This is a genomic window from Actinoplanes sp. NPDC049548, assembly GCF_040676695.1.
Classification (GTDB): domain Bacteria; phylum Actinomycetota; class Actinomycetes; order Mycobacteriales; family Micromonosporaceae; genus Actinoplanes.
Genome location: NZ_JBFAPM010000026.1, coordinates 36,095 through 51,049, shown reverse-complemented (window position 1 = coordinate 51,049; position 14,955 = coordinate 36,095). Strand labels below are relative to the sequence as shown.

The following is a 14,955-nucleotide window of genomic DNA, read 5'->3' as shown; positions in this document are numbered from 1 at the left end:
TTTTCACGGTACGGCTGCCCGCGCTACTGCTCGAGGACGTCCCGCGCAGCCGCGCTGGTCAGGGCTTGAGAACGATCTTCTCGCAGTTGTCCTGCTTGTTCTTGAAGATGTCGAAGCCGTGCGGGGCCTCCTCGAGTGACAGCCGATGCGTGATGATGCGAGTGGGGTCGATCTCGCCCCGTTCGATGCGTTTGAGCAGCGGCCGCATGTACCGCTGGACGTGACACTGGCCCGTGCGCAGGGTCAACGACCGGTTCATCCAGGCGCCGGCCGGGAACTTGTCGAGGAAACCGCCGTACACGCCGATGACCGAGACCACGCCGCCGCTGCGACACGACAGGATCGCCTGACGCAGCGCGTGCGGGCGCTCGGTCTCCGACCGTACGGCCTGCTTGATCCGGTCGTACGCGGCGACGTGCGCGCTGCCGTGGGTGGCCTCCAGACCGACCGCGTCGATGCACTTGTCCGGTCCCCGCCCGCCGGTCAGCTCCAACAGCCGGGAACGCACGTCGACCTCCTCGAAGTTCACCGGCGTGTAGCCCGCCTGTTCGGCCATCTGCAGCCGGTACGGCTCCTTGTCGATGGCGATGACCTTCGCGGCGCCGAGCACCCGGGCGCTGTCCATGGCGAACTGGCCGACCGGGCCGGCACCCCACACCGCCACCACGTCGCTCGGCTGGATGTCGCACATCTCGGCGCCCATGTAGCCCGTGGGCAGAATGTCGGAGAGGAACAGCACCTGCTCGTCGGTCAGATCGGACTCGATCTTCAGCGGGCCGACGTCGGCGAACGGCACCCGCGCGTACTGCGCCTGTCCACCCGCGAAGCCGCCGGTCAGATGCGAATAGCCGAAGATCCCGGCAACCGGGTGACCGAACATCTTCTCCGCGATCCCGGCGTTGGGGTTGGAGTTCTCGCAGCACGAGTACAGCTCGGCCGCGCACGCCGCGCACGCTCCGCAGGCGATCGGGAACGGCACGACGACCCGGTCCCCCACGCGCAACCGATCCGGATCGACGCCCGAGCCGACCTCGATCACCTCCCCCATGAACTCGTGACCCATGACGTCGCCGTCCTGCATCGTCGGCACATACCCGTCGACCAGGTGCAGGTCCGAGCCGCAGATCGCGGTCGAGGTGATCCGTACGATGGCGTCGCGCTTGTTGAGGATCCTCGGGTCCGGCACGTCACGGACCTCGACGGAGTTGCGGCCCGCCCAGGTGTTCGCCCTCACGCGTCCGCTCCCTTCTCGAGCTCGGCGTCCGACAGCGGCTGCGCCGGGCGCTGCGGGAACTCCTTGCGGGCCCGCTTGCCCCACGGGGCGCCGTCGGAGCGGACCACCTCGCCGGTCTCGAGCACCTGCTTGAGCCGGCGCAGGTCGTCGTCGAGCTGCTGGTGCGGTTCCTCACCGAAATACTTTGCGACCGCCTTGCCGACCGTGCCGCCCGGAATCTCGTACACCAGGACGACGTGCACCTCAGTGCTCACCCCGTCCGGGGCGGACGCGAACAGGACCGTACCGGCGTTCGGCACGTCGGCGTTGCCCGTCGAACGCCACGCGATCTTCTGGTCGGGCACCTCGTCGACGATCTCCGCGTCCCACTCGACGTTCTTGCCGAACGGGGCGGCGGCCGCCCAGTGGCTCGTCCGGTCACCGGTCGCGCGGACGTGTTCGAGATGCGCCATGAACGTCGGCAGATTCTCCAGATCGCGCCAGAACGCGTACACCTCCGACGCGGGTTTGCGGATGGTTGTCGTAGCGGTCAAATCCATGGATCCTCCTTTGCGTGCGCCCCGCACCGTGGGTACGGAGCCGATCCTCGCTGCCCGGGTGGCTTGCACGGCGGTCAGCAGGTCCAACGCGGTGATTCCGGCGATGACACCGGTGACTGCGATCAGCCGCCGCCGGCGCCGCCCGCCACGATGGGCGATGGCCATGCCGAGCGACGTCAGATCCATCGCGTCGCCCACGACCCGGGTCCACGCCCAGACGCCTTTTCGCCGGCCGGCCAGGAGTCCAGCCGCGTGTACCAGCTCCTGCGCCCCGACGACCGGCACCAGCCGCCGGGAGGTCGGGGACTCGTCCACGCCACTGAGCCGGCGCACCGTGTCGGGCGCCGCCACCTGTGCCACGCCGAGACCCAGGCTCATCCAGCCGAGCCCGCGACCTCGCCGCTGCACCTCGTGCAGCTCGGCCCTTCTCGTCTCCCGGGTCGCCAGTGTCACGGATGACCTCCGTGTCCGATCGATCCGGGCATGCGTCCCCGGGCAGGGCGAAGTGAGGCGCGGCGGATGCCAGCGGGCATACCCGCCGGGACGCCCCCTAACCCACTGATCGAGCGTTGCATGGAGATTGCACCTTTCCACTCAGGTCCTGGCAGTTCACAGGCGAGGGTTCGCCACCGTTTTCGGGGGTACGCCGCACCGACTTCTGTCCGGCCGCGAGGAGGCGCTGTGACCCAGGTGCTGAGCGTGGCGCTGGAGTTGGCGGCAGACATCAACCGGATGAACCCGGCCGGCGGCGACCCAGCACAAGATCTGGACTTCGTGTGGGATCCGATGAGGCGGCTTGTTCCGTTCGCTGCCGGATGGCTCGGCACCCTCGATGAGGATCACCGTCGCTACACCACGGTCGCGTCCGCCGGCCACGACCCGGACGGCCGGGCGTACATGGGATCGGAGGAGCTGACCGACCAGCGGAAGACGACCGGTCTGCTCCGGCGACGCCGGCCGGTGCGCTTGCAGGACGTTCCGGGCGCGGCGGAGCTGCCGTGCTGGTCCGTGCACTGGTGGCCGGCTGGTTTCCGGGAAGCGTTCGCAACTCCGCTCGTCACTGCGGATGGCCGCCACCTGGGCGCACTCGTACTGCACACCGACACACCCGATCAGCCGACTGCCGAGGGCCGGGACGCGATAGAGGTGGTCGCGCACGCCATCACCGCCGTCCTGGACCCGATGAACTCGTTGACCGGGCTGACGCGGCTGGTCCGCGGCGCCACCGCCGCCGTCACCGTCGACCGCCGGGGCACCGTCGCGCCACTGCCCGGGATGCCCTGCGATCCCTTGCTCACCGCATGTCCCGACCTCGTGACCACAGCGGTCGACGGTCTGACCGATCAGGTGCGGCACACGACGTTCCTCTACCCGTTTCCGGAGGACGAGGGTCACCAGCGCTACGCCCGGGTCACCGGGCTCGCCTGTCCACCGGGAACGTGCGACGGCCTCGTCGGGCTCGTCGTCATCTCTCCCCCCGGGGACCTCTGGGGTCTGACGCTCCGGGAACTGGTCGTCCTCGGCCTGGTGATCGAGGGGTACGCCAATCAAGGCATCGCAGCCCGGCTGTCGATCACCGCACGGACCGCCGCCGCGCACCTCGAACACATCCGGGGGAAGCTGCGCGCGCCGACCCGTACGGCCGCCGCCGTGCTCGCGATGCGCGGTGGTCTGTACATCCCGTACCGTCTCATAAAGGCACGCTGATGCCGTAAGGGAGGCGGTCGGCATCGACAGCCCAGCCCCCTGGGTGCCACTCAGGCATGGGGACGGAACACGGCTCGGACGCACCCGTCCTCCTTGTTCTTGAACATCCGGTAGCCCTTCGGACCGTCGCCGAGCGGCATGACGTGGGTGGCGAGATGCTCCGTCTTCACCTCGTCCCGGCTCATGTGCCCGAGGATCTCGGGGATGTAGCGGTGCCCGCGCTGCTGGGCGCCGCGCAGGGTCAGCGCCTTGTTCATCACTGCGCCGAGGGGAAACTTGTCGACCAGACCGGCGAAGACTTCGAGGGTAATAACGGTCCCGCCCTTGCGGCAGGCGTAGATCGCCTCGCGCACCGCCGCGGGGCGGTCGGTCTGCAGCCGCATCTGCTGCTTCACCTGGTCGTAGAGGTACTGCGGACCCGGGGTGTGCGCTTCCATGCCCACCGCCTCGATGCAGACGTCCGGTCCTCGGCCACCTGTCATCTCGCGCAGCTCGGCGGGATTGTCCACCTTCTCGTAGTCGAGGGTCTCCGCCCCGATGTACGTGCGGACCTGCTGCAGCCGGTTGTCGTACCGGTCGATGACGACAACCCGCTCGGCGCCCATGAGCATGGCCGCGCGGGCGGCCATCTGCCCCACGCCGCCGGCGCCCCACACCGCGACGACGTCGCCCGGCCCGACTCCGGCCTGGTGGGCCCCGGTCCAGCCGGTAGGGGCGGCGTCGGAGGCGAACAGCGCCCGCTCGTCGGAGACACCGTCAGGGATCGCGAAGGCCCCCTGATCGGCGTACGGAACCCGGATGTAAGGAGCGTGGCTGCCCGCCCAGCCGCCCAGCCGCCCAGCGCGTGGGAGTAGCCGTAGCAGCCGCCGATAGCCTGGCACCGCCAGCACCTCGCCCACCTCTTTGAGCTGTTTGGCCCGGCGCAGCGCGGATCGCAGATCGGCCCGCGGGTCGTTGCCGGTCAGCCGGCCGAGCGCGGTGCCCAACCGCAGCCGGTCGCGCAGCCGGGCCGCCAGCTCGGTGCGCTTGCCGCCGGGGGCCGCGCGGACCCGGGCCTCGATCCGGTCGCCGAACTCGGCCAGGGGCGCGGGCAGCTCGGCGGTGTCGATGTCGGACGGCTCGGCGACCACGGTCACGACGAGCCACCCGGACGCCGGCTGACCGGCGCCGGCCGGGCGGGCTGCCGACGGGCTGACCGCCGCCCGCACGTGGCGGACGGCGCTCCCGGCGGCGCGCACGGCGTGCGACGCCGCACCGCCGATCGAGGAGGTCATGCTCGGCCTCTCGCGCCGGTGGACTGCGGGGCCCTGGCGACCCCTGCACGATGCGCTCGCAGAATGCCGGCAGGTCGTCGGGCGACCGGCTCGTCGTGATGTTGCCGTCGGTGACCACCGGCTCGTCGACCACCTCGGCCCCGGCGTTGCGCAGGTCGGTGCGGACGCTCGGCCACGAGGTCAGCCGGCGGCCCCGCGCGACGTCGGCCTCGACGAAGTTCCACGGGCCGTGGCAGATGGATGCGACCGGCTTGCCGGACCGGACGAAGTCCCGGACGAACTGCACCGCGGCGGGTTCCATCCGCAGCTTGTCCGGATTCACCGTCCCGCCCGGCAACAGGAGCGCCTCGTAGTCGTCAACCGAGGCGGCGCCGATCAGCTGGTCCACCGCGAAGGTGCCGGCGTCCTCGAGGTCGTGGTCGCGCGCCTGGATCTCGCCGCTGGTGATGGAGACGACCACGGTGCGGGCGCCGGCGCCCTCCAGCGCCTGACGCGGCTGCTCCAACTCGACCCGCTCCACCCCGTCGGCCGCGAGGATGGCGACTCGGCGTCCGTTCAGCTCCCCGGCCATGTCACGCACCCGTACCCGCCGTCGCCGGGTGCAGGACGACCTTCGTCCAGCCGTCGTCCCGCTTGTCGAAGTGCTCGTAGGCCTCCGGCGCACGGTCGAGGGGCAGCTCGTGGCTGACGATGAAGGACGGCTCGGCCTTGCCGGCGGCGATCAGGTCGCGCAGCTGCCGGTTGTACTTCTTGACCGGCGCCTGCCCGCTGCCGATGTGCTGGCCCTTGAACCAGAACATGCCGTAGTCGAAGGCGAGCTTGCCCTGCTTTGCCAGCTCGTCGTTGGCCCCGGGGTCCTGGGGCACGAAGACGCCGACGTTGCCGATCTTCCCCGTGAACCGCACCGAGGCGACCAACCGGTTCATCGTCAGGTTGGCCTGCTCCTTGCCGTCGGGCTCGTGCGCCTGGTAGCCGACGCACTCGCAGCCGTTGTCCGCGCCCAGCCCCATCGTCTCGTCGAGAACGGCCTGCACCGGATCGACCTTCGAGTCGTCGATGGCGATCGCGCCGATCGACTCGGCCAGTTTCAGCCGGTCGGGGTGCCGGTCGACCACCATCACCTTGCTCGCCCCGCGGATGGTCGCGGAGAGGGCGGCCATCAGCCCGACCGGGCCGGCGCCGTAGATGACCGTCTGGTCGCCGGGCTGTACGCCGGCCATCTCGGTGGCGTGGTAGCCGGTCGGGAAGATGTCGGCGAGCATCACGTAGTCGGTCTGGCGCTGCTCGGCGTCCTCCCCTAGCCGCAGGCAGTTGAAGTCACCCCAGGGCACGCGCAGCAGCTCGGCCTGTCCCCCGCCGTACGGGCCCATGTCGGCGAAGCCGTACGCGGCGCCGGCCATGTTCGGCTCCGGCTGCGCGGTCAGGCAGTAGTTCGTGAGCTGACGCTCGCAGTTCTTGCAGTGCCCGCAGGCGATGTTGAACGGCAGGACGACCCAGTCACCCACCCGGACCTTGTCGACCCCGTCGCCGACCTCGGCCACCCGACCCAGGTTCTCGTGCCCGAACCAGCGGCCGGGCTCGAAGTCGGTTCGGCCCTCGTACATGTGCAGATCCGAACCGCAGATGTTCGCCGACGTGATCCGCACCAGGACGTCGGTCGGTCGCTCGATCCGTGCGTCCGGCACGTCCTTGACGCTGACCTGCCGCGGCCCCTCGTAGACGACTGCCTTCACGATGCCTCCTCGTCGCAGATGCGTCCCATTGCTCCGGCTTGGGCCGGAGTCTTCATTACATGCGACGGATCACCGGGATCGGTATTGGCAGAAATGCCAACAGCGACGTGCGGCTCGATCCGGCAGCGGCGGTGGCTCGACCTGGACACCGGCTCCGGTAATTCTCGTCGTCCGCACGGCAACGGCCACGCCGATGCCGTAGAAGTCGGCTTGGTTTTCCGCGCGTCGAGATCCCTTGGAGGGTTGGCCCGGACCATCACCGTGGCACACCGCGAATCGGAAGGCTGCGTGGAGGCCCAGCTGGAACAGCGGGTCACGCGTTTGCGGCCCGGTGATCAGCGCAGGTAGTACACACCGTCGTCGCCGTCGTCATTCGGGTCGGGGAGATGGAGCACGATGCCCGGCAGATGCGGCAGGTTCAGCAGCCGCAACGTGTTCAGGCCCCGCGCAGGGTGGTGCTGGGCGCAACGCCGTAGGTGCTGCGATAGGTGGCGGTGAACCGGCTGTGGTTGGCGAAGCCCCAGCGAGCGGCGAGGGCCGACACGGTCGTGGTGGTGGGGTCGGCGTCGATCAGGGCGCGGTGGACCTGCTCGAGGCGCACCCGGCGCAGGTAGGCCGTGGGTGTGGTGTCGAGGTGGCGGCGGAAGGCCAGTTGCACCGCCCGGACGGTGACGTTGGCGGCGGCGGCGATGTCGGCGACGGCGATGTCCTGCGCGGCGTGGCTGTCGATGTAGGCGACCGCCCGGCGCACGGTCGCCGGGGACGCGTCTCGGCGGTCCCCGGCCGTGGGGTCGGCCAGTGCCGTGTTCGGGAAGGTGGCCAGCGTCGCGGCCGCCAGCAGCTGCGACGCGGCGGCGAGGACCAGCGGCGTGGCCGCGTCCGGGTTGGCGAGCAGGCGCGCGATGTATGACTGGGTCGCCGACCAGTGCGCGGCGGCCGCCGGTGAGATCGGGTCGAGGCTGGTGAATCTGATCGGTCCGGGGCGTCGGCTCGGTGCGGTGGCGGCGACCCGGGCGAGCAGCGCCGGGTCGAGGAGGCAGTGGGCGACCTCGCCGGGCGACCAGCGGCAGGTGTACGGCTCGCCGAGATGAGACATGAGGAAGAGCTCACCGACGTCGTACCGGTTCTCGACGCGGCGGCAGCTCCGCGCGATCCGGGCGCTCGACGTCTGGGTGATCGCGAGGGTGGGCAGCGGTTCCACCGTGAGGACGCGATTGGCTGAATGCTCGACGATTTCGACCGCGAACGTCCCGGCATCGGTGCGCCGGTGGCGCAGCAGGCGGCACCGTCCATCACTGCGGATCCGTACCCGGGTGCCGTAGGCGTCGATGAAGAACTGCTCGATGGCGTCCGGGTCGGTGGACTCGAACGTCTCGGTGCAGGGGCCGGCCGTATTCACCACCCTGGTGTCCTCCTTCAGGCGCGCAGCGTGCGGCCGGGCAGCTGGCCGAAGGCTTCGCGGTATGCCCGGGCGAAACGGCCCGGGTCGGCGAAGCCCCACCGGCGGGCGATCGCGGCGACCGTGTCACCACGGGAGCAATCACCGTCGCGCAGGTCACGGTGGGCGCCGTCCATCCGCACCCGCTTCAGATAGCCCATCGGGCTGATATCGAGGTGCCGGGCGAAACCCGCGTGCAGGCCCCGCACACTGATACCGGCCGCGGCGGCGGCGTCGTCGAGCGTGACTGGCTCGGCGGCGTGCGCGTCCAGGTAGGCCGCCGCCCGCCGCACCGCCGCCGGAGTGACCCGGCCGGGCCCGCCGGCGTAGCTGAGGCTCATCGTGGGGTTGGGAAAGACCGCGAGCGCCGCCGCGGCAACGGACTCCAGCACGCTCTCGCGCAGTAGCGGCTGGGCGATGGCCGGTTCTGGGCCGTCGAAGGCTTCCACGAGGTAACTGACCGTGTCCAACCACAGCCGGTTCCCGGCGGCCGACACCGGCATGATCGCATCGAAACGGAACTCCGCCGGCTCGACGCCCATCCGGCGTGCCACCCGGGTCACCGCCGCGATCGGGAAGCGAACCATCTGCTCATCGACCCGGTCCCAGGTGATGGACACCGGCACGCCGATCGGCAGCAGCACTCCGGTGCCGGGCGCCACCGGGCGATCGTCGCGTCCGTCCCGGACGGCGTACCAGCCACCGGTGACGACCAACACCACGACGTCAGGGCGCTCATCGATCGTCGCCTCCAGGGCCGACCAGTTCCGCACCCGGTCGATGCTCCAGCCGCCGGCAGACGCCGACCGTGCCCGGAAAACGAAATCAGCCGGATGCCGCACCAGACGCGGCCGGTACTCGGCATAGCCGCGACTAATCAACTCCTCGGCCACAGCGACGTCCGTCGTCTCCACCTCGGCCCGCCGCACCCGCACCGGGACATCCGTCAACCCCACAGCCACCTCCCTCCAGGTGTCACGTCCCGCCACCACGCTCAGACGCCAGGCCGAACTCTGCGCGTCACGCAGTCCTACCCGCCGAACGAACATAGAAGAAATTCGACGCCGAGGGATTCCCTCCACCGGGTTACCCGCCCTGGCGGGCGTGCCGCATGACGGGCTCATCGGCCACCCGGGGTGCAGCGGCCGGCGGGTCGAGGGTGAACGGGCCGGTGTCCGTGCCTCGGTAGCGCAGCCGCTGATGTTTGCTGCGGCCAAAGGTGTACGGTGCCGTAGGCGTCCGCGAAGAACTTGTCGAAGGCCTCCGTGTCGCTGATCGCGAGCGTCGTGGTCGGCGGTGGGTCCATACGCGGTCGTGTCCTGTCACGTGTGCAGGGTATGGCTGGGGCCCGGCCGTAGAGGGTGCGGTACTCGGCGGCGAACCGGCCCGGGGCGGTGAACCCCCACCGGCGGGCGATCGCGACCACGGTGTCGCCGTGGGAGCGGTCCCCGGCCCGCAGATCTCGGTGGGCGCCGTACCAGCTACCTGTTGGTGTCGGAATCGATCGATAGCGCAATTAGGACCCACGTACCACATGCCTGAACTCGTGGTGTTGCCCTTGGCCTTGCCAGGAGTGATGCTGACGCTGCCAATGATCGACACGATCGGCGGCCCGTGGTGGCTGTCGCTCGCGGTGTGCGCCGCCGTGGGGGCATTGATCAACGCTGCGGTCATCAACGGCGTCGCGGCGATGGCGCGACGGTCGAACAGATCGGCGATCGCCGTCCCCGGCCGAGCCGTGAACGGGTCGTTGTGACGCCCCCGCCCGTCGCGTCACGCCGCCAGATCACCGGCACGCTGATCGTGGCTGTGCTCAGTGCAGCCCTGTGGTTCGCCTGGATGGGCTGGGACTCGCAGGACCAGGTGGATCCGACCACCCAGGTCAGCAGCGGACCGTACGAGGCGTGGCAGGTCATCGGCTGCGCCCTGTCGCTGCTTACCGTGTTTGCCGCCGCTCTCGTCCGTCGACGGGTCCGCATCGCCGCACACGCCTCCTGTGCGGCCACACCGGACCGAACGGCGCGCACCGCCGCCGGCACCCGCGCGTTCCTCGCACGCTTCGAACACCAGGTCGAGCCCGACGGAGTACTCCCCAACGAGGTATGCGCCGCGATGGCCTCCTCGGCTGCGGGGTCCGCTGCATCGGTGACCGGTCGACCTCCTCGGCCTGACCATGTCGCCCGGTGTCGATGACGCGGTGGACTGCGGGAGTGCGAGATGCCGAATGGGGGTCCGAGTTGGCGCATGGTCAGGTTGGTGCGCCAGTACACGGCTACCAGCAGTACCCGGTCGGGCAGGTCGAGGGCCCAGGGCCTGGCCCGGGCGGCCGTCGGCGATGGTGTCACCGCCGCGTCGGGCGACCAGGCGTACCAGCCAGCGGAACTGTGCCGGCTCGGCCCGGTGAACGGGTGGATCAACTCCTGGCGGGTGGCTGAGAACACCTGCATCCATCGATGATCACCCACGGTCCGAGGTGGACTGCCGCCGGGTTACGAGACATCCCTTAGGCGGATTGATCAACGAACATTCGCAGGCAGCGTAGCCGAACTGGCTTTACGAGCCCCACAGGTTCCTCGACGGGCCGGGGTGGAGCCGCGCCCACCCTTACTCACTGTCCGCGGCGCCGACCGGTGACCTGCTGCGCATCACCGTGAAGAACCTCGGTGACGGCAGCGCCCGCGTCGCCGCCCTCACCCCGGGCACCCAGGTGTTGTTCGAAGGCCCGTACGGGCGCTGACCGGCGACTCCTACCGCGGCGGCCCGGCGGTGATGCTGGCCTGCGGCATCGGCATCACGCCGCTGCTGGCCCTCCTCCACGACCTGCCCTACCCCCGCGGCGCGGCCACCCTGATCTACCGCGCATGGCGTGAACGCCGCCACCATCTGGCAGCAGCTGCTCACCGCGGCGCGGTTGGCAGGCCACGAGACCGACGACGATCCACACGGAACGTTGATCAGGGAAACGAACCTGGTCGTCGACCGGGTAAGTGGGGAGTTTTCGAGGGGCGGTTCAAATACTCATAGATAGACAACAAGGCCCTGACCCGCATTTTTGCTGGTCAGGGCCTTGTTTCGGTCGGGCTGACAGGATTTGAACCTGCGACCCCTTGACCCCCAGTCAAGTGCGCTACCAAGCTGCGCTACAGCCCGATGCCACGCCCCGGAACCCCAGTGCGCGGCAACGTGACTACCCTACCCCAGCCCTTCAACCGGTTTCACACCGGCATGCCGGGGCGTCATCCGTGTGCCTTGCCTCGCCCGCCCGGGCCGAGCTTCTTGCGTGGCCGTACCGATACCTCGACGGGGCTGCCTTCGAAGCCGAACTCCTCGCGCAGCTTGCGCTCCACGAAACGCTGGTAGCCGGCGTCCAGCGGGCCGGTGGTGAACAGCACGAACCGCGGTGGCGCGACTCCCGCCTGGGTGGCGAACAGGACCCGCGGGGCGCGGCCGCCGCGGACGGGGTGTGGTGTTGCCTGGGTAAGGGCGGTCAGCCACTGGTTGAGGGCACCGGTCGGGATGCGCTGTTCCCAGCTGGCCAGGGCGCGGCGGATTGCTGGGGCGAGCTTGTCGACTGCGCGGCCGGTCTTGGCGGAGATGTTGACGCGGATGGCCCAGGGGATGCGCTTCAGTTCGCGGTCGATTTCTTTGTCGAGGTAGAAGCGGCGGTCGGCGTCGACGAGGTCCCATTTGTTGAAGGCGATCACCAGGGCGCGGCCGGCCTCGACGACCTGGGAGAGGACTCGCTGGTCCTGTTCGCTGATGGTCTCGCCGGCGTCGAGGAGGACCACGGCTACCTCGGCGGCTTCGACGGCGCCGGCGGTGCGCAGGGAGGCGTAGTACTCGGTGCCTGAGGCTTGGTTCACTCGTTTGCGCAGGCCGGCGGTGTCGACGAACTGCCAGACTTCGCCGTCCATCTCGACGAGGCTGTCGACCGGGTCGACCGTGGTGCCGGCGACGGAGTCGACGACGGCGCGTTCTTCGCGGGCGAGGCGGTTGAGCAGGGAGGACTTGCCGACGTTGGGTCGCCCGACCAGCGCCACCCGGCGGGGACCGCGGGGGCCGCCCTCGATGATGGGGGGCGCGGGCGGCATCGCGGACAGGATGGCGTCGAGCAGGTCGCCGGAGCCGCGGCCGTGCAGGGCGGAGACCGGGTGCGGTTCGCCGAGGCCCAGGCCCCACAGGGACGTCGCCTCGAGCTCGATGGCCTGGTTGTCGGCCTTGTTGGCCACCAGGATGACCGGCTTGGCGCTGCGGCGCAGCATGCGGACGGCCTTCTCGTCCATGTCGGTGGAGCCGATGGTGGCGTCGACCACGAACACGACCACGTCGGCGGTCTGGACGGCGATCTCCGCCTGGGCGGCGATGGCGGCGGCGCGGTCCTTGGCATCCGGTTCCCAGCCGCCGGTGTCGACGACGGTGAAGCGGCGGCCGTTCCAGTTGGCGTCGTAGGGGACGCGGTCGCGGGTGACGCCGGGGACGTCCTCGACGACTGCCTGGCGGCGGCCGATGATGCGGTTGACCAGGGTCGACTTGCCGACGTTGGGCCGCCCGACGACGGCGACGATCGGCTGCGGGCCCGCCGGTTCCTCGCCTTCGGAGGAACCGTCGGAGAAGGTCACTTCGTCGAACTCGGAGAGATCGACGGGGAAGTCAGTCACGAACTCACCTTGCTGTTGAGCATGTCGAGGAGCCTGGCCACGACGTCGTCGATCCCCAGGCCCGTGGTGTCGAGCTCGGTCGCGTCGTCGGCCTGCTTGAGCGGGTCGACGGCCCGGCTCGAGTCGAGCTTGTCGCGGCGGGCCAGGTCGGCCTCGGTCGCGGCTACGTCGGTGGCGTCCTCCGCGCTGCGGCGCTGGGCGCGCGCGGCGGCGGACGCGGTCAGGTAGACCTTGAGGTCGGCGTCCGGCGCCACGACCGACGCGATGTCGCGGCCCTCCACGACGATGCGCGGGGCGCCCGAGATGATGTCCTGCTGCAACTGCACGAGCATGGCGCGTACCTGCGGGATCGCGGCGACGGCCGAGACCGCGCCGGTGACCTCGGGACCGCGGATGGCCGCGTCGACGTCGACGCCGTTGGCCTCGAAGTGCGGCGCGAGCGGGTCCGTGCCGATCGACAGGTCGGTCTCCTGCGCGATCTTGATGACCGAGTCGGTGTCGGCGAGGTCGACGCCGGCCTGCAGCACGGCCCAGGTGACCGCCCTGTACATCGCGCCGGTGTCCAGATAGATGCCGTCGATCGCCGTGGCGAGACGCCGGGAAACGGTGGATTTACCCGATCCGGAGGGACCGTCGACGGCCACTACACACCGCTCGGGCCGTACTGCTTGCGCCACCGTTACCTCCAACGTCGGGGGACGAACCTTTCCTATTGTGCCCGGTGCCTCTGACACGTTCTCGGGCGCCGTCGCCCGAGAACACAAGCCGGGTTGCGCTGGGCGTATTCCTCACGCAGGTCTCCGGCAGGAAAGTACGCCGCCAGGCCCGGCCCGACCGCAGACGACGGCCATCATGCGTCAGAGGCCGCGCGATGGCGAACGCCACACCGCGGCGCCCTCGTGCCACCGGCTCCCACCACGACCCGACGCACACACCCGGCGTCACCGGCCACGGATGAGGCCGACACCCGAGACGACCAGCCAGAGGCTCCACACGACGTACCCGACGAAGTTGGTCAGATCCGCGCCGGGCACGCCGAGCGGCACCAGCAGTCCGGCAAGGATCATCGGGGCGCTGAGGAAACCGAGCACCGCGGAGCCCCGGCCGATCAACCCCGCCCGGCGCGTCGCGACAACGATCAACACGGTCCAGGCTGCGGTCAGCGTGTAGCCGACGGACTCCCCGACCACCTTGCCCAGCACCGTGTGCAAGGTCTCGAACGTCTCCACCGCGCCGGCCGAGCCGGCCAGGAACGGAACGACCAACGGCCACCGCAGCAGTCCGACGACCTGGACCGCGGCGGCTGCCACGCCGACCACCGCCGCCGCCCGGGCCACCCGGCCGGGACCGGCGAGCCGCGACAGCCGCACCGCGATCGGCGCCAGCAGTCCCGCGCCGACGGCCAGCAGCAGGAACAACCCGCCGATGAGCAGGGCGTCCGAGTGGAACCGTGCCAGTATCTCCCCGGCCGGATGCTGCAGCACGTCCGGGTAGTCGAACACCACGCCCAGCGCGGCGAACGCCACGTTGGCCACCAGAGCGCCCGCGATGAGCAGCAACCCGGTCAACGCCCGGCCGCGTCGCGCTTCCCGATCGATCAACGCCATGACATCCTCGTCTCTGTACACCGTTCAGTTTGTACGCTGTTCAGACTGAACGGTGTACAGACCGTTGTCAAGGAGGAGGCAGGGATGCGGCAGAACGCTCCGACAAGCAAGCCCGGACCCCGGGGGATCCTCTCCGTCCAGGTCATCGTCGACGCGGCGCTCCGCCTGCTCGACGACAAAGGACCGGACGCCATGTCGATGCGGGGCATCGCTACCGAGCTCGGAGTCGCTCCCAACGCGCTCTACACGTACTTTCCGGACAAGGCCGCCGTCCTGCGCGCCGTCGTCGACCGCCTCATCGGGGAGCACGCCGTCGCCGCCCTGGCGGCGACCGAGCGACCCTGGCGCCAACGCATCCACGACCTCGCGCTCGAGCTGCGCGCGGGCCTGCTGCGGCACCCGGGCGCCGCCGGGCTCGTCCTAGGCGCGCCGATGGACGGTCCGCAGGCACTGGCGCTCGGGGAACGGCTGCTGGACGTCCTCGCCGAGGCGGGACTCGATCAGGACGACGCCGCCCGGGCCAGCTATCTCGTCATCGTGTATCTGCTCGGCTTCGTGGCCCTCGAGGCCGCCGAGGTGGACCCGACCCGGCCGGCACCGCCGGAGGACGAGCGCGTCGCCTCCCGCCAGGCCGGGTTCGACGCGGTTTCCGCGGCCGAGTACCCGCGCACCGCGGCCAGCGCCGGCACCATGGCCCGCTACATCACCACCGAGCAGTTCGCCTGGGGGCTCGACCGCCTCCTCGACGGCCTGCAACCGTGAGGG

At 70.2% G+C, this 14,955-nt stretch carries 12 protein-coding genes, 1 tRNA gene and 3 pseudogenes; 4 read left to right on the top strand and 12 right to left on the bottom strand.

What is annotated here, in order from left to right; genetic code table 11:
• Positions 1-58: 58 nt before the first annotated feature.
• Positions 59-1,234 (bottom strand): zinc-dependent alcohol dehydrogenase, encoded by a 1,176-nt coding sequence (locus AB0J80_RS34350; protein WP_364713494.1) that lies wholly within the window; start codon positions 1,232-1,234, stop codon positions 59-61.
• Positions 1,231-2,226 (bottom strand): SRPBCC family protein, encoded by a 996-nt coding sequence (locus tag AB0J80_RS34345; RefSeq protein ID WP_364713492.1) that lies wholly within the window; start codon positions 2,224-2,226, stop codon positions 1,231-1,233. The genes AB0J80_RS34350 and AB0J80_RS34345 overlap by 4 nt, the downstream gene beginning before the upstream one ends.
• 228 nt (positions 2,227-2,454) lie before the next feature.
• On the opposite strand from AB0J80_RS34345, the gene AB0J80_RS34340 reads away from it, so the two are divergent.
• Complete coding sequence (locus tag AB0J80_RS34340) at positions 2,455-3,480, top strand: helix-turn-helix transcriptional regulator (RefSeq protein ID WP_364713490.1); 1,026 nt, start codon at positions 2,455-2,457, stop codon at positions 3,478-3,480.
• Between the two features lie 50 nt (positions 3,481-3,530).
• Here AB0J80_RS34340 and AB0J80_RS34335 read toward each other — a convergent pair whose 3' ends face one another.
• The 5 genes and pseudogenes from AB0J80_RS34335 to AB0J80_RS34315 all read right to left on the bottom strand — a co-directional run bounded on the left by AB0J80_RS34335 (position 3,531) and on the right by AB0J80_RS34315 (position 8,881).
• Positions 3,531-4,754, bottom strand: a complete 1,224-nt coding sequence (locus tag AB0J80_RS34335) for a zinc-binding dehydrogenase (RefSeq protein ID WP_364713488.1) — start codon at positions 4,752-4,754, stop codon at positions 3,531-3,533.
• Between the two features lie 103 nt (positions 4,755-4,857).
• Positions 4,858-5,325 (bottom strand): annotated as a pseudogene (locus AB0J80_RS34330) (type 1 glutamine amidotransferase domain-containing protein); the annotation flags it as partial.
• 1 nt (position 5,326) lies between these two features.
• Positions 5,327-6,487: a glutathione-independent formaldehyde dehydrogenase gene (locus AB0J80_RS34325; RefSeq protein ID WP_364713486.1), complete on the bottom strand. Its 1,161-nt coding sequence runs from the start codon at positions 6,485-6,487 to the stop codon at positions 5,327-5,329.
• 436 nt (positions 6,488-6,923) lie between these two features.
• Positions 6,924-7,889 (bottom strand): helix-turn-helix transcriptional regulator, encoded by a 966-nt coding sequence (locus AB0J80_RS34320; protein ID WP_364713484.1) that lies wholly within the window; start codon positions 7,887-7,889, stop codon positions 6,924-6,926.
• A gap of 14 nt (positions 7,890-7,903) precedes the next feature.
• Positions 7,904-8,881 carry an AraC family transcriptional regulator gene (locus AB0J80_RS34315; protein ID WP_364713482.1) on the bottom strand — a complete coding sequence of 326 codons (978 nt, stop codon included), beginning with the start codon at positions 8,879-8,881 and terminating at the stop codon, positions 7,904-7,906.
• Between the two features lie 578 nt (positions 8,882-9,459).
• Here AB0J80_RS34315 and AB0J80_RS34310 point away from each other — a divergent pair.
• The gene (locus AB0J80_RS34310) at positions 9,460-9,681 is read left to right on the top strand and encodes a hypothetical protein (RefSeq protein ID WP_364713532.1); all 222 of its coding nucleotides are present in this window, start codon (positions 9,460-9,462) and stop codon (positions 9,679-9,681) included.
• 445 nt (positions 9,682-10,126) lie between these two features.
• On the opposite strand, the pseudogene AB0J80_RS34305 reads toward AB0J80_RS34310, so the two are convergent.
• Positions 10,127-10,246: pseudogene (locus AB0J80_RS34305) on the bottom strand (transposase family protein); the annotation flags it as partial.
• Between the two features lie 245 nt (positions 10,247-10,491).
• Here AB0J80_RS34305 and AB0J80_RS34300 point away from each other — a divergent pair.
• A pseudogene (locus AB0J80_RS34300) lies at positions 10,492-10,787 on the top strand (oxidoreductase); the annotation flags it as partial.
• A 214-nt stretch (positions 10,788-11,001) separates the two neighbouring features.
• On the opposite strand, the gene AB0J80_RS34295 reads toward AB0J80_RS34300, so the two are convergent.
• The 4 genes from AB0J80_RS34295 to AB0J80_RS34280 all read right to left on the bottom strand — a co-directional run bounded on the left by AB0J80_RS34295 (position 11,002) and on the right by AB0J80_RS34280 (position 14,190).
• A tRNA-Pro gene (locus tag AB0J80_RS34295) sits at positions 11,002-11,075 on the bottom strand.
• 86 nt (positions 11,076-11,161) lie between these two features.
• Positions 11,162-12,544 carry a ribosome biogenesis GTPase Der gene (der, locus tag AB0J80_RS34290; protein ID WP_364713530.1) on the bottom strand — a complete coding sequence of 461 codons (1,383 nt, stop codon included), beginning with the start codon at positions 12,542-12,544 and terminating at the stop codon, positions 11,162-11,164.
• Between the two features lie 35 nt (positions 12,545-12,579).
• Entirely contained in the window at positions 12,580-13,260 is a 681-nt protein-coding gene (gene cmk, locus AB0J80_RS34285; protein ID WP_364713480.1) for a (d)CMP kinase, read from the bottom strand.
• A 264-nt stretch (positions 13,261-13,524) separates the two neighbouring features.
• Positions 13,525-14,190, bottom strand: a complete 666-nt coding sequence (locus tag AB0J80_RS34280; RefSeq protein WP_364713478.1) for a DUF4386 family protein — start codon at positions 14,188-14,190, stop codon at positions 13,525-13,527.
• An 84-nt stretch (positions 14,191-14,274) separates the two neighbouring features.
• On the opposite strand from AB0J80_RS34280, the gene AB0J80_RS34275 reads away from it, so the two are divergent.
• On the top strand, positions 14,275-14,952 hold the full coding sequence (locus tag AB0J80_RS34275) for a TetR/AcrR family transcriptional regulator (protein WP_364713476.1): 678 nt from the start codon (positions 14,275-14,277) through the stop codon (positions 14,950-14,952).
• Positions 14,953-14,955: the final 3 nt, after the last annotated feature.